This is a genomic window from Sphingobium psychrophilum (assembly GCF_012927105.1).
Taxonomy (GTDB): domain Bacteria; phylum Pseudomonadota; class Alphaproteobacteria; order Sphingomonadales; family Sphingomonadaceae; genus Sphingobium; species Sphingobium psychrophilum.
Window position 1 is genome coordinate 1 of record NZ_JABBFV010000008.1, and the last position, 22,161, is coordinate 22,161.

The 22,161-nt window shown below is 65.1% G+C and carries 19 protein-coding genes and 1 tRNA gene; 13 read left to right on the forward strand and 7 right to left on the reverse strand.

Annotated elements, in window-relative coordinates; translation table 11 throughout:
• Positions 1-119: 119 nt before the first annotated feature.
• From HHL08_RS12350 to HHL08_RS12360, 3 genes are all read right to left on the reverse strand, one after another.
• A complete protein-coding gene (locus HHL08_RS12350; protein ID WP_169573484.1) occupies positions 120-731 on the reverse strand; it encodes a hypothetical protein in 612 nt (203 codons plus the stop codon).
• On the reverse strand, positions 631-1,065 hold the full coding sequence (locus tag HHL08_RS12355) for an Arm DNA-binding domain-containing protein (RefSeq protein WP_169573485.1): 435 nt from the start codon (positions 1,063-1,065) through the stop codon (positions 631-633). Before HHL08_RS12355 ends, HHL08_RS12350 begins: the two co-directional genes overlap by 101 nt.
• 169 nt (positions 1,066-1,234) lie before the next feature.
• Positions 1,235-1,324: transfer RNA gene (locus HHL08_RS12360), tRNA-Ser, on the reverse strand.
• Positions 1,325-1,447: 123 nt separating this feature from the next.
• Between HHL08_RS12360 and hspQ the strand changes: the two genes are divergently transcribed.
• The 4 genes from hspQ (at position 1,448) to HHL08_RS12380 (ending at position 5,023) form a co-directional block, all read left to right on the forward strand.
• Complete coding sequence (gene hspQ, locus HHL08_RS12365) at positions 1,448-1,819, forward strand: heat shock protein HspQ (protein ID WP_169573486.1); 372 nt, start codon at positions 1,448-1,450, stop codon at positions 1,817-1,819.
• A complete protein-coding gene (locus HHL08_RS12370; RefSeq protein WP_169573487.1) occupies positions 1,776-2,573 on the forward strand; it encodes a GDSL-type esterase/lipase family protein in 798 nt (265 codons plus the stop codon). Before hspQ ends, HHL08_RS12370 begins: the two co-directional genes overlap by 44 nt.
• A 140-nt stretch (positions 2,574-2,713) precedes the next feature.
• Positions 2,714-4,684: an OPT family oligopeptide transporter gene (locus HHL08_RS12375; RefSeq protein WP_169573488.1), complete on the forward strand. Its 1,971-nt coding sequence runs from the start codon at positions 2,714-2,716 to the stop codon at positions 4,682-4,684.
• Positions 4,685-4,837: 153 nt separating this feature from the next.
• Positions 4,838-5,023, forward strand: coding sequence for a DUF3606 domain-containing protein (locus tag HHL08_RS12380; protein ID WP_235955044.1), 186 nt, complete (start codon positions 4,838-4,840; stop codon positions 5,021-5,023).
• Between the two features lie 53 nt (positions 5,024-5,076).
• Here HHL08_RS12380 and HHL08_RS12385 read toward each other — a convergent pair whose 3' ends face one another.
• Positions 5,077-7,413 (reverse strand): TonB-dependent receptor plug domain-containing protein, encoded by a 2,337-nt coding sequence (locus HHL08_RS12385; RefSeq protein WP_169573489.1) that lies wholly within the window; start codon positions 7,411-7,413, stop codon positions 5,077-5,079.
• Positions 7,414-7,533: 120 nt separating this feature from the next.
• Here HHL08_RS12385 and HHL08_RS12390 point away from each other — a divergent pair, with 120 nt between their 5' ends.
• Positions 7,534-8,592 carry a phytase gene (locus HHL08_RS12390; protein ID WP_169573655.1) on the forward strand — a complete coding sequence of 353 codons (1,059 nt, stop codon included), beginning with the start codon at positions 7,534-7,536 and terminating at the stop codon, positions 8,590-8,592.
• A gap of 71 nt (positions 8,593-8,663) precedes the next feature.
• Positions 8,664-9,980 carry an acetyl-CoA hydrolase/transferase family protein gene (locus tag HHL08_RS12395; RefSeq protein WP_169573490.1) on the forward strand — a complete coding sequence of 439 codons (1,317 nt, stop codon included), beginning with the start codon at positions 8,664-8,666 and terminating at the stop codon, positions 9,978-9,980.
• Between the two features lie 39 nt (positions 9,981-10,019).
• Here HHL08_RS12395 and HHL08_RS12400 read toward each other — a convergent pair whose 3' ends face one another.
• Positions 10,020-12,656 carry a M1 family metallopeptidase gene (locus HHL08_RS12400; protein WP_169573491.1) on the reverse strand — a complete coding sequence of 879 codons (2,637 nt, stop codon included), beginning with the start codon at positions 12,654-12,656 and terminating at the stop codon, positions 10,020-10,022.
• A gap of 280 nt (positions 12,657-12,936) precedes the next feature.
• Positions 12,937-13,398, reverse strand: coding sequence for a preQ(1) synthase (queF, locus tag HHL08_RS12405; RefSeq protein WP_169573492.1), 462 nt, complete (start codon positions 13,396-13,398; stop codon positions 12,937-12,939).
• Between the two features lie 88 nt (positions 13,399-13,486).
• Between queF and HHL08_RS12410 the strand changes: the two genes are divergently transcribed.
• The 7 genes from HHL08_RS12410 to HHL08_RS12440 all read left to right on the forward strand — a co-directional run bounded on the left by HHL08_RS12410 (position 13,487) and on the right by HHL08_RS12440 (position 21,494).
• Complete coding sequence (locus HHL08_RS12410; protein ID WP_169573493.1) at positions 13,487-14,809, forward strand: hypothetical protein; 1,323 nt, start codon at positions 13,487-13,489, stop codon at positions 14,807-14,809.
• Between the two features lie 191 nt (positions 14,810-15,000).
• Positions 15,001-15,846, forward strand: a complete 846-nt coding sequence (locus HHL08_RS12415; RefSeq protein ID WP_169573494.1) for a sulfurtransferase — start codon at positions 15,001-15,003, stop codon at positions 15,844-15,846.
• Positions 15,843-17,072 (forward strand): cystathionine beta-lyase, encoded by a 1,230-nt coding sequence (gene metC, locus HHL08_RS12420; RefSeq protein ID WP_169573495.1) that lies wholly within the window; start codon positions 15,843-15,845, stop codon positions 17,070-17,072. The genes HHL08_RS12415 and metC overlap by 4 nt, the downstream gene beginning before the upstream one ends.
• A gap of 4 nt (positions 17,073-17,076) precedes the next feature.
• Positions 17,077-18,330 (forward strand): mechanosensitive ion channel family protein, encoded by a 1,254-nt coding sequence (locus HHL08_RS12425; RefSeq protein WP_169573656.1) that lies wholly within the window; start codon positions 17,077-17,079, stop codon positions 18,328-18,330.
• A 121-nt stretch (positions 18,331-18,451) separates the two neighbouring features.
• Entirely contained in the window at positions 18,452-18,973 is a 522-nt protein-coding gene (locus tag HHL08_RS12430; protein WP_169573496.1) for a sterol desaturase family protein, read from the forward strand.
• Between the two features lie 582 nt (positions 18,974-19,555).
• Entirely contained in the window at positions 19,556-20,422 is an 867-nt protein-coding gene (gene lgt, locus HHL08_RS12435; protein WP_169573497.1) for a prolipoprotein diacylglyceryl transferase, read from the forward strand.
• Positions 20,423-20,429: 7 nt separating this feature from the next.
• Positions 20,430-21,494 (forward strand): class I SAM-dependent methyltransferase, encoded by a 1,065-nt coding sequence (locus HHL08_RS12440; RefSeq protein ID WP_169573498.1) that lies wholly within the window; start codon positions 20,430-20,432, stop codon positions 21,492-21,494.
• Here HHL08_RS12440 and gmk read toward each other — a convergent pair.
• Positions 21,491-22,156, reverse strand: a complete 666-nt coding sequence (gmk, locus tag HHL08_RS12445) for a guanylate kinase (RefSeq protein ID WP_169573499.1) — start codon at positions 22,154-22,156, stop codon at positions 21,491-21,493. The genes HHL08_RS12440 and gmk overlap by 4 nt on opposite strands.
• Between the last annotated feature and the right edge of the window lie 5 nt (positions 22,157-22,161).

The window sequence follows — 22,161 nt, forward strand, 5'->3', positions numbered from 1 at the left end:
ATGCTCAGCGATGGACGTCTCACGACCAAGGCCTGGCACCAATTCCTCGATGACTTTATCGACGATCCCGAACTCGCCGCGCGCTTCAAGGCCCATAAGCCGCGGTAACAATCGGACGGTTACAATGCGTCAAACCAAAAATGGGATGAACCGAGGACAAGGTGCTCGCCGTCCCAAGACATCCCACCGAGCGCAAATTGCGCGTTTCCGCCCGCGTCAAGCTGATGGCTCTTCGTATTTGTACCGTCTCCTTTGTACCAAATTTCGGCAAAGCCGCCGCCACCTGGCTTTATGCTATCTCGCCAGTTCAACATGTTATGTTGACCACCCGGGCTGCTTACATCGAATGCGCGGTCTGGACCGGTTCCGCGAAGCTTATCCGTGAACGCAGCTCCGCCCGGCACGAGCTGTCGGACGCTCACGTTTGCGGAGCCGAAAGCCCGCACCGTTCCATTATCATTAACATTCATGCCGTCGACCGATGCCGCAGCGTCGATCTGGTAGGTCAGCCCGGCAGTTTGATTATGCCATATCACTTCGACGTTGAGGCCGACCAGAGATTGTCCAGCGTCGGCCGCAATGACTAAGGGCCGCGCCTGAAGAAACGGTACGGGATCAGCAGAATGGAAACTATCCGCGATAATTTTGATACTGCTGTAAGTTGTATTCCGAATGAATGCGCCATCGACGCCGGTGGCATTCGGAAACCCACCGGCCCTTCTGCTGATCAAGCCAGATCCGCGCCGCCGTCTCGAACGTCATCAGCTTAGCCTCTTCGGCCGCCGCCTGAACGGTCGCCTCCTGCGCTCGCTTGCGCGCGCCCGACGGGTCGACGTTGTCGCGGATCTGGCGCCGGGCTTCGTCGCGTCGATCGCGCGCCTCGGACAGCTTCACGTCGGGATAGGGCCCGAACGTCAGCAGCTTCTCTTTACCGTGCAGCTTAAACTTCATGCGCCATGAGCGCTGCCCGGTGGTTGAGACGTACAGGAACAGCCCGCCCGAGTCCGCCATCTTGTATGGCTTATCGCGCTTCACCGCTTTCTCGACTGCTGCGACCGTCAGCATGGGCAAGTGGGGTACGATACCCCTCCCCGAAACTGATACCCCACTCGATACCCCCTTCCGTCCCCTGCTCAATTAGAACAAATCGGGACCATTCGGGATTTGCCATAGCGCAATAAACGGCAGAAATCAGCCCCTCAGGGACTGATTGGTATCGATCGGGCTGGGTAAATGGCGGAGAGGGTGGGATTCGAACCCACGGTACCCTCTCGGGCACGCCGCATTTCGAGTGCGGTGCATTCGACCACTCTGCCACCTCTCCGCAGATGGTCCGACTTGCGCCGTCCCGGTCGAGGGGCGGCCATTAGCGAATGAAATCGTCCTTGCCAAGCAGCCTTTCCGGTATTTTTCTTGTGTCCGCGCAGCAGCATCCTAAATTGGAGGTATGAAAGACACGATTCAGATTTTCGGCGCTGGCGTCACCGCCCCGCCGATCGTCCATGCCCGCTTCAATATCGGCGATGTGCTCAAGCATCGCATGTTCGGCTTTCGCGGCGTCGTGTTCGATATTGATCCGGTCTTCGCCAATAGCGAGGAATGGTATGAGGCTATCCCTGAAACCGCGCGGCCCGACAAGGACCAGCCCTTCTATCATCTGCTCGCCGAAAATGGCGAATCCAGCTATGTCGCCTATGTCAGCCAGCAAAATCTGGTCAATGACGACAGCGACGAGCCGGTCGATCACCCCGCCATCACCGGCATGTTCGGCCCCTATGCGGACGGCAAATATCGCCTGCGTCCGCTCCACCGCCATTAAGGGCGCAATGCCGGGCGCGGGCCTCCGCCGGGCGGCGTTGCTGGCCCTGCTCGCCTGCGCGCTGGCGGCCCCCGCCGCCGCGGTGCCGCCGCCCGCGCCTGGCCGCGCCAACCCCGCGCCCAATGCCGACCCGACCTTCCCCTTCTCCAATGAAGTGGAGGCCTTCGCCAAGGCCAACAGCGCTGGCCCTCCAGTACGCGACGCCACCCTCTTCCTGGGCAGTTCCAGCATCCGGCTGTGGGACATAGCGGGCAGCTTCACCGATATCGGCACCGTGAATCGCGGTTTCGGCGGCGCGACCACCGCCCATGTCCTCCATTATTACAAGCGGCTGCTGCCGCCCGTCCCGCCCCGCTCGGTGGTCGTCTATGTGGGGGAAAACGACCTGGCCGCCGGGACGACGCCCGACGCCGTGTCGCGGGACATCCTCGCCCTGCTCAAGCGGCTGCGCGCCGATTATCCCCGCGCCGCCATCGTCTGGCTCTCGCTCAAGCCCAGCCCGATCCGCTGGACGCTCTGGCCCAAAATGGCGCAGGTCAACGCCACTGTCGCCGCGCGCGCCAAGGCGGAAAAGTTCGACTATCTCGACGTCGGCACCGTGCTGCTGGCGCGCGACGGCCTGCCCGACGCCTCGCTCTTCCGCCCCGACGGGTTGCACATGAATGCGCGCGGCTATCAGCGCTGGACGGGGCTGGTCGACGCCTGGCTCGATCAGTCCGTGCCGGTCGGTACAGGCAGCGGCAAAAGTTCATAAACAGCGCCGCTTTTTTGCGCTGTCCTCATACGCAGCGCGGGTCCATAGTCCCCCGCATATCACTTTCCGATTGATCCACGGCCAAGCAACATTATTACCAGCCAGATCAAGGATGCCAGAAAAGCCAAGGGGACATGCGGGTGACGACGGATAGCAAGGCAACGCCGATGGCGGAGCTGACGATCAGGGGCGTGATCCTGGGCGCGCTCATCACCCTCATCTTCACCGCCGCGAACGTCTATCTGGGCCTCAAGATCGGCCTGACCTTCGCCACCTCCATCCCCGCGGCGGTCATCTCCATGGCGGTGCTGCGGCTGTTTTCGACCGGCACCATTCTGGAAAACAACATCGTCCAGACGATCGCGTCCGCCGCCGGTACGCTCTCGGCGATCATCTTCGTGCTGCCGGGCCTGGTCATTATCGGCTGGTGGCAGGGCTTCCCCTATTGGCTGAGCGCCTGCACCATCGCGCTGGGCGGCATATTGGGCGTCATGTATTCGGTGCCGCTGCGCCGCGCGCTCGTCACCGGCTCCGACCTGCCCTATCCCGAAGGGGTCGCGGCCGCCGAAGTGCTGAAAGTCGGCGCGGGCTCGCGCGAGGGGCTGGAGGAAAACCGCCGGGGCCTGGCCGCCATCGTCGCCAGCGCGATTGCCGCCGCCAGCTTCTCGATCATCGCCAAGACGAAAATCCTGGCCGAAGAAGCCGCCACCTTCTTCACATTCGGCGCGGGCGCGACCTCTGTCTCCACCAGCTTTTCGATGGCGCTGATAGGCGTCGGCCATCTCGTCGGGCTTTCCGTAGGCGTCGCCATGTTCATCGGCCTGCTCATCAGCTGGGTCGGCATCGTGCCTTATCTGACCACCCCCGTCCCCGCCGGCGCTGACCTGGCCGACCTGGTCGGCACCACCTTCCGCATGAAGGCGCGCTTCATCGGCGCGGGCACGATCGGCGTCGCGGCGATCTGGACCCTGCTCAAGATCCTCGGCCCGATCGTCAGCGGCATCCGATCCGCCCTGGTCGCCAACGCCAAGCGCAAGGCGGGCAATGCTGCCGACCTCGACATTACCGAGCGCGACCTGCCCATCTCCATCGTCGGCGGCACCATCCTTGCCGCGCTGGTGCCGATCGGCTTCCTGCTATGGGTCTTCGCCCAGGGTGGGCCGATCGCCGATAATCCGGTGCCGATCATCGGCCTGACGCTGGCCTATGTTCTGGTCGCGGGCATCATCATCGCCTCGGTCTGCGGCTATATGGCGGGCCTGATCGGCGCGTCGAACAGCCCGATTTCGGGTGTCGGCATCCTCGCCGTGCTGGGCGCGTCGCTGATGCTCGCCGCCATCTACGGATCGGGCGGCGACAACCCCCAACAAACGCAGGCGCTGATCGCCTATGCCCTGTTCACCACCGCCATCGTCTTCGGCATCGCCACCATCTCCAACGATAATCTGCAAGACCTCAAGACCGGCCAGCTGGTCGGCGCGACGCCGTGGAAGCAGCAGATCGCCCTGATCCTGGGCGTGCTGTTCGGCGCGCTGGTGATCCCGCCGGTGCTCGACCTCCTGAACAGCGCCTTCGGTTTCGCTGGCGCGCCCGGCGCCGGGCCAAACGCCCTGCCTGCGCCGCAGGCCGCGCTCATCTCTGCCCTGGCCAAGGGCGTGCTGGGCGGCGATCTCGACTGGGGGCTGATCGGCATCGGCGCGGGCATCGGCGCGGTCGTGGTGCTGGTCGATGAACTGCTGGGCAAGTCGGGCAAGCTGCGCCTGCCGCCGCTCGCGGTCGGCATGGGCATCTACCTGCCGATGGCGCTCACCCTGCTGATCCCGGTCGGCGCGGTGATCGGCCATATCTATAATCGCTGGTCGCTGCGTCAGGCGAACCCGGAATTTGCCGAACGCATGGGCGTGCTGATGGCGACCGGCTTCATCGTCGGCGAAAGCCTGTTCGGCGTCGCCTTCGCCGGCATCGTCGCCAGCACCGACAGCGACGCGCCGCTCGCGCTGGTGGCGGAAAATCCCTGGGCTGTGCCGCTCGCCATCCTGGTCTTCGCAGGCGGGATCGCCGCGCTCTACGCCAAGCTCAAAAACTGGGCGAGCAGCCCGTTAGTGGATTGATTTAGGGCCTTCCATTGGTCCGAAAGGATTCTGACATTCGGGCGCGGTTTGGCTTCAAACGGTATCGAATGTCAGAATCGGACCACCGGCATAAGCAACCTGTCCTAAAGGGAAGCGGAAAAGCGTCGCCATTTATGCGTTTGTACCGGTCGTATGAGACAGGCACCAAAGACCAGCGATCCCTATATGGATGCAGACCGCGTCACGTTGGATAATGAGGCGGCGATCCTCTACTGGACCTATCGCTTCGACGTATCGCCCGAAGAGTTGGCGGAGGCCGTCGATGTCGTCGGCGACAGCGTCGATGCCGTCGCCGCTTACCTCAATACCGGCCGCTAAACGAAAAGGGGCCGCGCATCGCGCGGCCCTTTCCTCATGCTCCTGCCGCCGGATCAGAACGCCATGCGCGCCATGATCTGAAACACCGGCCCCGCCTTTTCGCTTTCCAGCTCATATTCGTCGAAGTCGCGATCCATCTGGTCGGCCAGATTATCGAACTTGTTGAACACTTCGCGCTTGGCGCCATTCAGCAGGTTGGAGCCGACCGCGCGAATGGTGAACGTCTTGCCGAACCGCTTCTCCACGAATATTTCCAAGTCCGCGCCATAGGTGGTGGTTACCTCTTCGGAGATCACCCGGCTATAGGCGCTGCCCTGCTTGCGATAGGTCGCGCCGAACGCCGCGCCGAACGTCGGGAAATCCTGAATGAACCCGAAATTATAGACATATTTCGACTGGTTGTTGAACCGGCGCTGGCCCATCTCGTCGGTGACTTCGCTGTCCAGCCAGGATGCGTTGCCGAACAGGCCGGTATTGGGCAGGCCGATAAAGCCCAGGTCGGTCGACAGGTCGAATTCGACGCCATAGACCTTGCCGTTGCCGATGTTCATCGGCTGATAGACGAACGTCCCTTCGCCTTCGGACCCTTCGGCCCCGGTGTTGGTCAGTTCGATCAGATCCTTCACCTTGCGATAGAAGACATTGACGCCCACGATGCCGCGGCTGCCCATGCGATGTTCATAGCCGACGTCGAAGCCCCAGGCGGTTTCGGGATCGATCGCCGGATTGCCCAGCAGGTCGCTGTCGCCCACTTCCTCCTGCAACGTGGCGGGCGTGATATAGTCGAACTGCGGCCGGCGCAGTGTGCGGGCGACCGAACCGATGATCCGGTCATGGTCGGTCAGCGCATATTTGAACGACGCCGACGGCAGCAGCTTGCCATAGCTGTTGCTCTGGCTGGCGATGTCCGCATCGACCGTATAATCGGTCACGCGCACCTTGGTATGTTCGTACCGCACGCCCGCTTCCCACTTCAGGCCGCCCATATCGCCTTCGATCAGGGCGAAGGCGTCGCGACGCTTTTCCTTGATACGGTTGTCGCCGCCGTCGGTCGCTTCCAGATCGCCGAACGGACCGGCCAGTTCGGTCGGATTGCGATCGAACTGGTTCCAGTCGAACCCGGCCGTGCCATTATCGTCTGATTCGGCCTCGAAAATGCCGGTGCGGCGGGTCTTGTCCTGATAAAAGCCGCCGAACACGAACTTCATCGTCTCGCCGAGTGGCACTTCATGCTCCAGCTTGACCGAAAATTCCTGGTCCTTGATGTCGGTCTGGGTCAGCGCGCCCTCGAACTCCGGCGCGTCGCCCTCGTCCACGTCGAAGCCGATTTCATATTCGGTTTCACGGCGATCCTCGATGAACTTGGCATAGCCCACGCGCAGCGACGTCTTGCCCGCCGACCAATTCTGGGTCAGCTTGCCGTCGATCGAGAAATTCTCCTGGTCGATCTTGGCGACATTGGCATTATCGCTCAGCAAATTGCCGGTCGGCACCGGGCCGGTGACGGCGGTGGCGTCGTCATATTCGAAGCTGCGCTCCGTCTCGGTCCGGTCGGTCTTTACATAGAAGCCGTTCAGCTTGAAATTGGTGTCGCCCGCGTCGATCTCATAGGTGCCGTTGAAGCTGTAATCCTTGCCGTCGCGCGTGTCGGTCTGGTCCTCGCGATTGTCGAAATCGTCGCTGGCGTAATCCGGGTTATTCTCCGGCGAATCGCCGTAGCGCAGGCTCTTCTTCTGCTTGGGATTGTGACGACCCTGAAGGTTCGCGCCCAACAGCAAACGGCCGGGACCGACTGCGCCGCCCCAGACCAGGCCCAGGCTCGGTTCCAGCTCATTATCGTCATAGACCAGGCCACCGGCGCGGACATAGCCGCCGTTCAGTTCATAGCCGTCGCGCAGGTTGATGTTGAGCGTGCCCGCGATCGCGTCGCCGGTCCGGCGCGCGGACGAGGAGCGGACGATTTCGACGCTGGAAATCAGCTCGGCCGGGATGCGGTCCATGAAGAAGCTGCGATCGGCGGCCGCGCCGGGGACGCGCTCGCCGTTGATCAGGATCTGGGTATAGCCGGGCGGCAGGCCGCGCATCTGCGGCGCGTCGCTTTCCAGCACGTCGGACAGGAAGGTGACGGACGGCACGCGCTTGAGCGCATCACCGGCGGTCAGCGGCTCGAAACGCTGGAAATAGTCGGTGCCATATTTCAGCACCGGTTCGGGGGTGTCGGTACGGTCGCGATAGCCGATGCCGGCGATGACGACGATGTCGCTCGCCTGGGTGATCGGCCCATCGGTCCTGGCGACGTCGTCCGCCGCGGCGGGCGCCTGAGCAAAAGCCTGAGAAGAAATCATCGCCAAAGATGCGCAACCAAGCATCAGCCACTTATTCGCGACCATATGTGCCCCCTATGTCTTAAAGAGTTTAATTGACCATCGGGCGCTTTCTTGTATTGGCCCGTCGCATTGGGCCGCTAGGAGTTAAACATGACCGGATCGCGTAATAAATATTACAGTTCAATGATTTCCTGTTTCACTTTTATTACATTGTCCGCTTGCACTACCGCCGAAGTCGAAGTCCCGGTCGCCGTTCGCATCGCCAATGCAACCCCTGCCGTGTCGGTCACCGCGCGCGGCGAAACCACCCCGGTCGGCACCGCGAACGCCGACGCGGCCGACGATCCGGCGATCTGGCGCAACGCCGCCGACCCCGCGCAAAGCCTGATCGTGGGCACCGACAAGAAGGCCGGGCTGTATGTCTATGGCCTGGACGGCAAGACCCGCAGCTTCATCGACGCCGGCCGAGTCAATAATGTCGATCTGAAGGACGGCGTGGCGATCGGCGGCGCGCCGGGCATCCTGGTCGCCGCCAGCGACCGCAACGACATCGCCCATGCCAGGATCGCGCTCTTCCGCCTCGACCCCGCCACCGCCAAGCTGACCGCGCTGGGCAAGGCCGATGGCGGCGCGGGCGAAGCCTATGGCATCTGCCTTGGCCGTGACGCGGGCGTCCTGTCCGCCTTCATCGTGCTGAAGGACGGCACGATCAACCAGGTGGCGATCGACGCATCAGGCGCGACGCCCAGTAGCAAGATCGTCCGCACCATGAAACTGGGCACCCAGTCGGAGGGCTGCGCTGTCGATGACCGCACCGGCATCCTCTATGTGGCGGAGGAGGATGTCGGCCTCTGGCGCTTCGACGCGCGCGCAACCGGATCGACCACCCCGACCAAAATCGCCGCAGCGGACGGCAAGAATCTGGTCATGGATGCCGAAGGCGTCGCCATCGCGCCCGTGGGCGACAAGGACGGCTATGTCCTCGTCTCCAGCCAGGGCGACAATGCCTATGTCGTCTACAAGCTGAGCGACGACTCCTATGTCGGCCGCTTTCGCGTGGTCGATGGAACCATTGGCGGGTCGGAGGAAACCGACGGCATTGAACTGATGCTGGGCGATTTCGGGCCGGCCTATCCCGGCGGGCTGTTCATCGCGCAGGACGGCCATAATGCGGCCGCGGCCCAGAATTTCAAGCTGGTCGCCTGGGACGATATCGTCAAGGCGCTGGGGTTGCCGCGCTGACCTCCCACTAATGGTGGATTGCTCTCTCCCCCGCTCCAGCCGACAAGGCCACAACGATCCGGGGAGAGGGCATGACGATCAAGGGCATATATGACGGCAAGCGGATGACGGCGGACCAGGCCGTCGCGCTGATCCCGCACGGCGCAAAGATCGTCGCGGGCCTGGCCGTCAGCTTCCCGCCAGCGCTGGCGGCGGCGCTGGCCGACCGGGTCCGCGCCGGCGCGCTGCGCGACGCCACCCTCTACGCCATGCTCGCGCCCGCCGCGTCCGCTGCCGCCATCCTCGCCCCCGACCTCACTGACCGGATCCGCCGAATCAGCCTGTTCCATGGCGGCGTGGAGCGCGCCAACGACGCGCTGTTGGCAAGCGGCGTTGAACCTCTCACCGAATTGCTGCCGGTCCCCTTCCACCAGATACCCCGCGCCCTGACCGAGCATATCGGCGTGGACAGCTTCATCACAACCGTCTCGCCGATGGACGCCAACGGCTATTTCAGCCTCGGCACCGACACCGATTATGCGCTGGCGGTAGCGCGCAGCGGCGCGCGGCTGATCGTGGAGGTCAATCCCGCCATGCCCTATGTCCATGGCGACTGTCTGGTCCATGTGTCGGACGTCGCGGCGCTGGTCGAACATCATGTCCCGCTCTGTCAGATCCCGTCCCTCCCCCGCAACGCCACCGACGAAGCGATCGGTGCGATCATCGCCGCCATGGTGGAGGACGGTGCCTGCCTGCAAATGGGCATCGGCGCGGTGCCCGACGCGGTCTGCGCCGCGTTGATGGGCCATCGCCGCCTTGGCATCCATACCGAACTTCTTTCGCCCGGCCTCGTCAGCCTGATCCAGGCCGGGGTGGTCGACAACAGCGCCAAGAGCCTCCACCCCGGCAAGTCGGTCTTCGCCTTCGCCATGGGCGACCAGCCGCTCTATGATTTCCTGCACGACAATGTGACGCTCGAAGCCCGCCCGGTCGATTATGTGAATGCGCCCCACATCATCGCGCAGAACGACGCCATGCTCTCGGTCAACGCTACGCTGCAGCTGGACCTGGCGGGCGCCTGTAATTCGGAATTCGTCAACGGCCGCCAATATAGCGGCACCGGCGGCCAGCTCGATTTCGTGCGCGGTGCCTATGCGTCAAGGGGCGGCCGGTCGATCATCGCCTGCCACTCCACCGCCGCCAAGGGCACGGTATCGCGCATCGTCCCCTGGCTCGACGGCCCGGTCACGACGCCGCGCACCGACACCCATATCGTCGTCACCGAATTTGGCTCTGCCGACATGAAGGGCAAGAGCCTGGCCGATCGCGCCCGCGCGCTCATCGCCATCGCCCACCCCGCCTTCCGCGACGATCTGGAACGCGCCGCGCGGGAACGCCGCATCCTCTGAGTCAAAAAGGGCGGTGGATCGCGCCACCGCCCCTCCTGCTTATTTCCTGGCCGCGAACCAGGCGGTCAGCGGCGCCTGCAACCGGCTCCGCGTCTCGATCCGCGTCTTGATCGCGGAGATGGAACGATCCACCACCTTGCGCGATTCGGGCGTCAGATATTGGGTGGCATAGGCGTCCAGCTTGGTCGCCATCGCCGGATCGGCCGATCCGCCGCCCAACCGGGCGAGCGCCTGGCTGCGCGCCGACACGTCGATCATCGCCTCATATTGCGTCCGGTGCGCCAGCACATAATCGACCGCCATCATCGGATGCTCATAACCGACCGCGCTGATGATCGCCGCGCTCGTCGTCTTGCCCGGCTCGTCGGTCATGGCGAGGTCCAGCGCCTGCGCGGCCAGCTTCTCGTCCTTCGCCCCGCCCAGCAGCGCATAGGTGCTGCTCTTCTCCAGGTCGGTCTTCGCGCCCTTGGCCATGGCGCGCAGCTTGTCCCAGGTCGCCTGATCGGCGTTCTTCGCTATGATCGACAGCCATGTGTTGCGCAGCGGCCCGTCGAGCAAAGCTGGCTGGGCGAAGCGGCGATTGGCTTCCGCCACCACCGCCTTGTCGCCCATGTCGCCCAGCGTGGATACCAGCGCCTGACGCAGCACCGGCGCCTGCGCCGCCTCGCCCGGCTTGGCGTCATAGCCGATCCCCGCCAGCACTGGTCCCAGCTTGGCCGATCCATAGGCGGCAACCCGCGCCTGCGCCGCCTTGTCGCTTTCCAGCATCGCATGGGCGCTGCTGATATAGTCCGGCACCTCCGCCAGCACGGCGGGGCTGGCGGTCGCGGGCACAGCGTCCACCAGGTCCAGCGCCAATCCGATCGGCTGATAGCCGCCCATCCCCAGCTGGAAATTGTCGGCGAGCAGCCCGGTCTGGTCGATGCTCGCCAGCTTGGTGAAATCCTTCGCCAGCGCCTTCACATTGGCCGCCGGATAGAGCGAGCGATAATAGCCCGTCTGCCCCGCATTGACGACATAGGCACCGCAGCCCGGCAGCGTCACCGTCCCCTTGCCCTGCAAAATCAGCCGCTGCGCTTCGCCACCGACGGTCTGCGCCTTGACCGGCACGTTCCAGCTCAGCGGCGTCTTGCCCTTCTGGTCGCGGCTAAATTCTCCCTGGCTCAGTGTCAGGACGGTCGATCCGCCCTTGCAGACCGCGCTGTCCACCGTGACCAGCGGGATGCCGGGCTTCGACGTGAAATCATGCGCGATCGACACCAGCCCCTTGGCCCCCGCGCCCTCGACCGCCTTCCACAGGTCGTCGGTCACGGTGTTCCCATAAGCATGGGCCTTCATATAGGATTGGATGCCCGCCTTCCACGCATCTTCGCCGGCATAGCCTTCCAGCATGGTGATGACCGCTTCGCCCTTTTGATAGGTGATGGCGTCGAACGCCTGGTTCACCTGATCGACGGTGGTGATCTTCTGCACGACGGCATGAGTCGTCGCGAGCGAATCGAGGCTCATCGCCGCCTCACGCCCGTCCACGCGGGTCAGCAGCATTTCCCAGTCGGGTTGCAGCTTGTCGGTCACCTTGGTCGCCATCCAGCTTGCGAAGCCCTCATTCAGCCACAGATCGTCCCACCAGGCCATGGTGACGAGGTCGCCGAACCATTGATGCGCCATTTCATGCGCGACGGTTTCATAGATGCGGCGCTTGGTCGCTTCCGACGTGAAGCGCGGATCGACCAGCAAAGCGCGCTCGAAGGTGAAGATCGCGCCCCAATTCTCCATCGCGCTGAAAAACTGGCTCTGGCCCGGCCCAGCGACATTATCCAGCTTGGGCAGCGGATAGGGGACGCCGAAATAATCGTTGAAATAGGGCAGGATGCTGGCCGACGCATCAAGCGCCAGTTGCGCCTTGCCGGTATTGCCCTTGCCGACGATCACGCCGACTTCGGTATTGCCCGCCATCTTGGTCGCGCGGTCCAGTTCGCCCAGGCCGAAGAACAGCAGGTAGGAGGACATTTTCGGGCTGGTGCCGAACGTCACCAGGCTCTTGCCGCCGCCCAGATCCCTGGTCGCTTTGACCGGCATGTTGCCGACTGCCAACTGTCCCGTCGGGATGACCGCCGACAGATCGAACGTCGCCTTATAGCTCGGCTCGTCCCAGCTCGGCACGAACCGGCGGGCGTCGGGCGCCTCGAACTGGGTGAAGAGCGCGCGCTTCGCCGCCCCTGCATTGTCGGTATAATCGAGCGCGAACAGGCCGTTGGCCTGTTGGTTGATGATGCCGGCATAAACGATATCGACCTTGTAGCTGCCAGGCTGGATCGGCTTGCCAAAATCCAGGCTCACGGTCTGCGCATCCGCATCTACCTTCGCCACGCCCTTGATCGCCTTGCCCTTTACGGGCGTCAGCGTGACAGTGGAGACGGTTAGGTCCGCCGCATTCAGCACCAGCGCCGGCAGCGCGGTCGCGACGTTGACGTCGATCGTCACCTTGCCTGTGAATGTCAGCTTCGCCGCATCGGGCGTCACCTCAATCGCATAATGGCTGGGCGCAGCGCCGCGCGGCAACTGGGTGGTGATGCCCGCGGCGGGGCCGGTCGGCGCGGTCTGGGCCAGCGCAGGCGACAACAGGGCGACGGGGGCGGCCGCGATCAGCAGCGGCAGGACTTTCTTGAGCGACATAGGACTAACAGACTCCGACACGTCTTGGGGCGCATGATATCCTATCACGCGCGCGATAAACGCGGGATCACCCGTTTCGCTGCATCGGTCAAGCGATGGCGCGCGGTCGCACTGTCGTTGGTCGAACCCTGTTGCCCGTTCGTCAAACAGGACCAACCCAGCCACAGCCGTTCGCTTCGAGCGAAGTCGAGAAGCGAATAGCGCTGTTCTGGCGTTTAGCGTCGCTGAACGCAGCTTTGCCGCGTTTCTCGACTTCGCTCGAAACGAACGGAGGTCAGGTTTACCCGCGCCCCCGATACCCCGGCACATCCTGCGCCGGCAGCCACATCCCCGCCGGCGGCTCGCCCGACTGCCAGAAGACGTCGATCGGGATGCCGCCGCGCGGATACCAGTATCCGCCGATGCGCAGCCAGATCGGGTCCATTTCGGCGAACAGCCGCTCGCCAATCCCCACGGTGCAATCCTCATGGAAGGCGGCATGGTTGCGGAACGCGCCCAGGAACAGCTTGAGCGATTTCGATTCGACGATCGTCGCGCCCGGCGCATAATCGATCACCAGATGGGCGAAGTCGGGCTGGCCGGTCACCGGGCAGAGCGATGTGAATTCCGGCGCGGTGAATCGCACCAGATAGGGTTTGCCGGGGCGCGGATTGGCCACATAATCCAGCACGGCCGCTTCCGGGCTGGCGGGAAGGGCGCTGCTCTGCCCCAGATGCAGGGGCGCGGTGGGAAGGTCTGTCATGCCCGGCCATCTACGCGATTGCACGCCTGATGTCATCGTCCCGCATTGTTCACTTGCGGTTCAGCGATTCTTGTGCCTTGGCAGGGCCATGGGGTATCCTATTCGTCCGTTGTCGTTCGCCGCGCCGCTGCTGGCGCCCATGCTGGCCATTGCCGCACTGTCCGCCGTGCCCGTCCATGCGCAGCAGGCGCAGGAAACCACCCCCGGCTTCCAGCTGCCGCCCGCCAACAGCACGCCCGCGCCCAACACGAACCGGCAGGGACCGGAACTCAACGTCTATCGCGATCCCGTCACGCCCAGCGCGACCCAGCCGGTCACGCCCCCAGTCATCGCGCCCACGGTGACGCGGCCACCCGCCACTGTGCAGCCGACGCCACAGCCCAGCCGTCCGCGCCCCGCGCCGTCCGCGACGCCCGCCGAAACGCCGCGCTCGCCACGCCGGACCGACCGCGCGACGCCGCCGCCCGCGCAACCAGCCCGCGCGCCTGAAACCGCGCCCGCCGCGACCACGCCAACGCAGCCTGCGACCAACGACGCACCCGCCAACGCCAGTGCCCCGGTTGCACCGACGCCGCAGCCGCTCCCCGCGCCCGCCGCCAATGCCGTGGAAAACCCGGAACCGGCCGCCCCCACCGCCCCCACGACAGAAGACGCCAGCCCCCTGTCCTGGCCATGGATCGTCGGCGGCGCGCTTGCCCTGGCCGTGTTGGCCGCCGCCTTCCTGCTGCGTCGTCGCCGCCTGACCGCAACGCCGCTGGCCGAACCAGCGTCAGAACCCGCGCCAGTCGCCACGCCCAAAGCTTCCGCTGCGCCTGCTGCGCCCGCCGACACTGTCCGCGTCACGCCCGCCGCGCCGGCCACCGCGCGCACCCCGGCACCGCAGGCGTCCGATCGCCCCTGGCTCGCCATGGACCTGATCGTGTCCCAGGCGCGCTATTCGCTGATGGGCGTGACGATCAGCTACAGCCTGATCCTGCACAATCGCGGCGATCGCCCGGCGCGCGACGTGCTGGTGCGCGGCCTGTTGGGCACCGGCGGGGCGCAGCAGCAGGCGTTGCTCAACGGCTTCTTCACCGGCGAGGATGGCCTGCCGCTGCATAGCGCGGTATCGATCGCATCGGGCGAAACGCTCCAGCTGGCGGGCGAATTGCGCCTGCCGCCCGACCAGATCGTACCGGTGACGATGGGCCAGCGCAGCCTGCTGATCCCGCTCGCCGCCTTCGACGCCGCCTATCGCTGGGGGCCGGATGAGGATGAGGCGACGGCGCAGGGCCGCACCGCGCGCGCCTTCATCGTCGGGCAGGAACAGGAACCGCCCGCGCAGCGCCTCGCCCCGCTCCGCCTGGATCAGGGGCCGCGCCAATATCGCCGCCCCGCCGCCCGCGCCGCGGCGGAACTCACCCCGGCCTGATGCCTCTTCCCAGCTTAGGCAACCGTGCCTAAAAGAACAGCAACCCGTTCGTTTCGAACGAAGTCGAGAAACATGGCAGGGCCAAGTCCCGCGAAGCTGAACGCCGACACAGCGCCAGCCGCTTCTCGACTTCGCTCGAAGCGAACGGTCTGTGATTGCATGGGTAAAATAAGAGAAGGCAAGGACGCCGCATGACCATTTTCCTGTCCACCGCACAGCTCGCCGCGCAGCTGGGCCAGCCCGACCTCGTCATCCTCGACGCCAGCCTGTTTCTGCCCGGCACCCCGCGCGACCCCCGCGCCGAGTTTGAAGCCGCCCACATCCCCGGCGCGGTCTTTCTCGACCTGCCGACGCTGAACGATCCGGCGGACCCGACCCCTGGCATGTTGCCCCCCGACGATGTCATGACGCAGCGTGCCCAGGCGCTCGGGATCAATCCCGACAGCCGCATCATCGTCTACGACAACAGCCCGGTCCACAGCGCCGCGCGCGGCTGGTGGATGATGCGCCTCTACGGCCTGGGGGCATCCGTCGCGATCCTCGACGGCGGCCTCCCCAAATGGCTGGCGGAGGAACGCCCGACGGAGAGCGGCGTGGCAACCCCGGCCCCCGGCACCGCCGTCGCGCGCCGTGCCGCAGGCCAGGTCCGCACCAAGGCCGACCTGATCGCCAATGTCGCCAGCGGCGCGGAACAGGTGCTGGACGCGCGCGGCGCGGGCCGCTTCACCGGGCAAGAGGCCGAACCGCGCCCCGGCATGGCGTCAGGCCATATCCCCGGATCGCGCAACCTCCCCTCCTCCGCCCTGTTCAACCCGGACAACAGCATGAAATCGGGCGAAGAATTGCGAACATTGGTTGAAAGCGCAGGCATCGACCCGGCCGCCCCCGTCATCACCACCTGCGGCAGCGGCGTCACCGCCGCCATCCTGCTCGCGGGCCTCGAAACGCTCGGCAACACAGACGTCACCCTCTATGACGGCAGCTGGTCGGAATGGGGATTCGACCCCGCCACGCCCAAGGCGACCGGCGCAGCATGAGCGACGACGCTTCGGAGCAGGATGGACGCAAGCCCCTGACCAAACTCGCGCAAGCGGGCCGCAAGCCGGAATGGACCGGCATGCCCGGCCAGCCCGGCGCGATCGTCAGCCCGCCGGTCTGGCGCGCTTCGACCATCCTCTATGACGATGTCGCCCATCTGCGCAAAGCCGCGGGCAGCAGCACCCACGAACGCCTCTTCTACGGGCGCAAGGGCACGCCGACGGCTTGGAGCCTCGCCGACGCACTCACCGAAATGGAACCGGGCGCGGAAGGCACGATGCTCTACCCGTCGGGCGTCGCGGCGATCGCCTGCGCGCTGATGGCGGTATTGAAGCCCGGCGACCGGCTGCTGATGGTGGACAGCGCATATGACCCGACCCGTAATTTCTGCACCCAATTGCTCGATAATTACGGTATCGAAACGATCTATTATGATCCCACAGCCGTCTCACTCGATGTCTATCTTGAAGGCGGCCCGATCCGCGCCCTATTCCTTGAAAGCCCCGGCAGCCTGACCTTCGAGGTGCAGGACGTCCCCGCCCTGACCGCCTGGGCAAAGGCGAACGGCATCGTCACCCTGCTCGACAATACCTGGGCGACGCCGCTCTACTTCCCGGCGCTCAGCCATGGCGTCGACATATCCATCCTCGCCTGCACCAAATATATCGTCGGCCATAGCGACGTGATGATGGGCAGCGTCACCGCCACCCCCGACTGGTTCGCGAAGATCCGCCAGACCGCCTATGTCTTCGGCCAGATGGTCAGCCCCGACGACGCCTGGCTCGCCAGCCGCGGCCTGCGCACGCTGGGGCTGCGGCTGCAACAGCATCAGGACAGCGCCATCGCCATCGCCCAATGGCTGAAAGACCAGCCAGACGTCGCCCGCGTCCTCCACCCGGCGCTGCCCGACTGCCCCGGCCACGCCCTGTGGCAGCGGGATTTTTCAGGCTCGACCGGCCTCTTCACCTTCGTCCTGAACGGCGGAGACGACACGGCCCGCGCCGCCCTGATCGACGGCCTCGCCCATTTCGGCATCGGCTATAGCTGGGGCGGCTTCGAAAGCCTGGCCCTGCCCGTCGATCCCGCCCGCTATCGCAGCGCGACGCAATGGAGCGCCCAAGGCCCCGCCATCCGCCTCCATATCGGCCTGGAAGACCCGGCCGATCTGATCGCGGACATCGCCGCCGGCCTTGCCCGCTTCCGCGCCGTGCGCGACGGTGGCTGAGGGGATGACCCCGGACCTGTCCCACCTGCTCGCACGCCTGCCGGGCGACCCGGACATCGTCCAGCCCGTCGTAGCGCTGGCGATCGCCATCATTCTCTACGTCGCCGCCTGGGCCATCGGCCGCACCCTGGCCCCGCAACTGCGCCAGCGCCTGCCCCCGCTCAACGATATATTAGCGGGCCATGTCAGGGCCATATTGCGCCATGGCGTCGCGGCGCTGCTGCTGCCGCTGGCCTTCGTCCTCTTCCCGGTCGGCACGATCGCCCATCTTGTCGTCGGCATCGTGCTGGGGGCGGCCGTCGCCCTGCTCGCCATCCACATCCTGCGTGGCCTCGCCATCCCGCGCTGGGCGGTCGCGCCGCTCGCCCTGATCCTCTTCATCCTCATCGTGTCGGGCAGCGGCGGGGGCATTGCCCCTGTCGGCGACATGCTCGACCGGGTCGGCGTGGACCTGGGCAAACGGCGCATCACCCTGCTCGGCCTGCTGTCGATTGCGGCCACCTGCGTCGCGCTCTTCGCCGCAGTCCGCCTCGCCAACCGGCTCATCGGCCGCTCGATCCAGAAGACCGACGGATTCGATCCGACCCAGAAATTGCTGGCGCAAAAACTCGCCACCATCGCCGTCGTGGTCGCCGCCTTCTTCGTGGGCGTCGACATGCTGGCGATCGACCTGACCGCCTTCGCCGTCTTTTCCGGCGCGTTCGGCCTCGCGATCGGCTTTGGCCTACAAAAGACGGTCGGCAATCTGATCGCGGGCATCATCCTGCTGATGGACCGATCGATCAAGCCGGGCGACGTCATCGTCGTGGGCGACAGTTTCGGCTGGGTGAACAAGATCGGCGTGCGCGCCGTCTCCGTCATCACGCGCGAGGGCAAGGAACATCTGATCCCCAACGAAAATCTGATGACGCAGGAGGTGGAGAACTGGTCCTATTCCGATCGCAACGTCCGCGTGCGCATCCCCGTCGGCATCGCCTTTGACAGCGATCTGCAACTCGCCCAGCAACTGATGCTCCAGGCCGCCCTCGACAGCCCCCGCGTCTTGCGCAATCCCCAGCCCAATGTCTGGCTCACCGCCTTTGGCGACAGCCGCGTCGACCATGAAATCCTCGTCTGGATCAGCGATCCCGAAGGGGGCGTCGGCAATGTGAAGTCGGACGTATTGGGCCGCGTGTGGCAGTTGTTCCGCGACAACAATATCGCCATTCCCTACCCGCAGCGCGTCATCCACTACGCCCCGGACATGCGGCAGTCCTGAGCGCCCGTCCCGCCGGTTAAGCCGGGTGCCGGCCTTCCTCGGCTTATCCCGTGCACCAACGGGCAACTATCCGCATCATTACGGGGTCGCCACCGCCCTTCGCCGCCCCTATATTGCCGCCATGTCCCCCCTCGCCCTCCTCCTCATCTTCCTCGCCACCGTCGCTGTGATGGAGGGGTTCGCCTATGTCATGCACCGCTGGGTGATGCACGGCCCCGGCTGGTTCCTCCACGCCAGCCACCACCGCCCGCGCAACGGCCTGTGGGAAGCCAATGACCTTTATTTCGTGATCTTCGCCCTGCCTTCCATCCTGCTGCTGCTGGGCGGGGTGCAATGGGACTGGGGCCATTGGGCTACCGCGATGGGTGCCGGGATCGCCGCCTATGGTGCCATCTATCTCGGCTTCCACGACATCATCGTGCATCAGCGGGTCAAGCACCGCTACGTCGCCCGCTCGACCTATATGAAGCGCATCGTCCAGGCCCACCGCCTGCACCACGCGGTCGAAACGAAGGCCGGCACCGTCAGCTTCGGCTTCCTGATCGCCCCGCACCCCAATACGCTGAAACGCACACTGGCCGAGCGCGGCCGGCAGGGTGTGCGCGCGGCGAAGGGGCTGGAGGATGCAGGCGCGAGCGACTGATTTGGGTGGGGAGGGGACTGAATACTCTCTTCCCCGCCCGCTTGCGGGAGGGGCAGCGAGACTTGCGCGCGCAGTCGCAGCGGGGTGGGCTTTCGCGCCGTCCAGCCCACCCCCTAGCCCGCCAGCGGGAGGGGGAACATCGCCGCTTATGGGTCGCTTTCCGACCATCCCCCTGTCATGGAGCGGCTTTAGATTCGCTGTCGGTGCCACGCTCTTTCCTATTCGCCCATTCTCTGGTTTACCCTCACCGATGGACCAGTCCTTCCCCTCGGCACCCCCCACGCCTGCCAGCCGCGTTGCCATCGCGTCCGTGGCGCGCGGATGGCGCGAACCCGGCGCGTCCCCGTCGCGTCGGCGTGCCCCGATCATGACGTCCCCGTTACCCGCCTGTGGCTTCACGATAGCGTCGCGATGGCCTCGCCGGTACTTTTGCCCACAAAAGCCCGACAACGGTGTGAACTTCGGCCGCGACGCCCAGCTCACGCCTTCGCGACGCACCGACGCCATCAAATCCGCCTTCCCCCTTCATCTTGGCCGCCGCTTGTTCTATGCCCGCAATCCAATTCCCAAGGGGACGTCGTTTTGATCCTGGACCTTGCCGCCGCCGCTTCGGGCGCCATTCGCTTTGAAGATCTGGGGCTGGACCCCGTCGCCCTGAACTTGGGCTTCTTTACGCTCAAATGGTACAGTCTCGCCTATCTGTCGGGCATCCTGATCGGCTATTGGTATCTGCTCAAACTGGTCGCGCAGCCGGGGTCGCCAATGGGCCGCCGCCATGCCGACGACATGATCTTCTATGCGACGCTGGGCATCATCATCGGCGGGCGGCTGGCTTATGTGATCTTCTACCAGCCCGAAATCCTTCTCCACCCGCTCGACATCTTCAAGCTGTGGAATGGCGGCATGTCCTTTCATGGCGGGGCGGTCGGCGTGTCGCTCGGCATCCTCTACATGGCATGGAAGGAAAAGCTCAGCTGGCTGCGCATCCATGATTATGTCGCCTGCGTCGTGCCCTTCGGCCTGTTCTTCGGCCGACTCGCCAATTTCGTGAACGGGGAATTGTGGGGCAAGGAAACCGACGTCCCTTGGGGCATGATTTTCCCCACCGGCGGCGACCTGCCGCGCCATCCCAGCCAGCTCTACGAAGCCGGGCTGGAGGGCGTCCTACTCTTCCTCATCCTTGCCTTCGCCTTCTGGAAGACCCGCGCCCGCTACAAGCCGGGCATGCTCGTCGGCATCTTCATCCTGGGCTATGGCTGCTTCCGCTTCGGCGTGGAATATTTCCGCGAGGCCGACGCGCAGCTGATGGAATTTGCGGACCGCACCGGCCTGCATATGGGCCAATGGCTGTGCGTGCCGATGATCCTGGGCGGCCTCTACCTCATCGTCACTTCGGGCCGCCGCCGCGTGCGGGTGGAACCGATCGCCGGGGCGAACAGTGTCGCCTGAACCCTCCATGCCAACCGATCTGCCGCTGGCGAATCGGTTGGCGCGGCAGATCGCATCGGGCGGACCGATCTCGGTCGCCCATTATATCGCCGAAGCGAACCAGCATTATTACGCCACCCGCGATCCCCTGGGCGCGGATGGCGATTTCACCACCGCGCCGGAAATCAGCCAGATGTTCGGCGAACTGGTCGGCCTGGCGCTGGCCGATGTCTGGATGCGGTCGGGCCGCCGCCCGGACGCCACCTATGCCGAACTGGGTCCAGGCCGCGGCACGCTGGCGGCCGACGCGCTGCGGGCGATGGAGCGCGCGGCGCTCGCCCCCAAAGTGCATCTGGTCGAAACCAGCCCTGCGCTGCGCGGCCGCCAGTTGGCGCTGCTGCCCCACGCCGTCCATCATGACAGCATCGACAGCCTGCCCGACACCGGCCCGCTGCTGGTGGTCGCCAATGAATTTTTCGATGCGCTGCCGGTCCGCCAGTGCATCCGCGTGGGGGACGAATGGCGCGAACGCGTCGTCGTCAGCCGGGAGGCGGAGGGCCGCTTCCTCCCCGTCCCCGGCTATCGCCGCATCGAATCGGGCCTGCCCCCGCTGGCCGTCGAAGCGCCAGAAGGCGCAATCCTGGAATCGCCCATCGTCGGCGCGGGCATCGCCTATGCCCTGGCCCACCGCATCGCCAAGCAGGGCGGTGCCGTCATCCTCATCGACTATGGCTATGAAGGCCCGGCGCTGGGCGACACATTGCAGGCGGTGAAGGCGCATCAGTTCGCCGATCCCTTCACCGATCCGGGCGAAGTCGACCTCACCACCCATGTCGATTTCACCGTGCTGGGCAATATGGCGCGCCAGGCAGGCCTGCGGGTCCATGGCCCGGTTGGCCAGGGCGATTATCTGCGCCAGCTGGGCATCGACGCCCGCGCCGACCAACTTGCCCGCACCGCCCCCGCCCGCGTGGCGGAGGTGGAGGCTGCCCGCCACCGCCTGACCGACGAGGCGGAGATGGGCACATTGTTCAAGACGATGGCCTGGACCCATCCCGACTGGGCGGACCCGGCCGGGTTCGATCGGGCTTAATCGTCCTGGTGGTAACGGCCCAGCTTGCGGATGAACCCGATCAGCCCGGTCTGCCGACTGCGCTTCATACGTTCGGCGTGCAATATGGTCTGCACCCGCGCGAAGCAATCATCGGCATCGACATTGCACAGCACATAATCATAGCCGTCCCAATGCGCGATCTCCCCAGCGGCGCGCGCCATGCGGCCCTCGATCACCGCCTCGCTGTCGGTCGCCCGCCCACGCAGGCGACGCTCCAGTTCCTCCATGGAGGGCGGCAGGATGAAGATGCGGACGACGTCGCCACCGGCAATCTGGTGCAACTGCTGCGCGCCCTGCCAGTCGATGTCGAACAACACGTCCTGGCCAGCCTTCAGCATTGCCTCGACCGGGCCGCGCGGCGTGCCGTAACGCTGGCCGAACACATGCGCCCATTCCAGAAATTCATGGTCGCTCGTCATCCGGCGAAACTCTTCCAGATCGACGAAATGATAATCCTTTCCATCGACCTCCCCCGGCCGCATCGGCCGCGTCGTCGCGGATACCGACATGGACAGGTCCGGTTCGGCGGCAAGCAGCTTGCGCGCGATGGTGGATTTGCCCGCGCCCGAAGGGGAGGAAAGGACGAAAAGGACGCCCCGCCGCTTGAAATCGGGAGTCTCTGAAGGAAGGGTGTCGGCCATGGCCG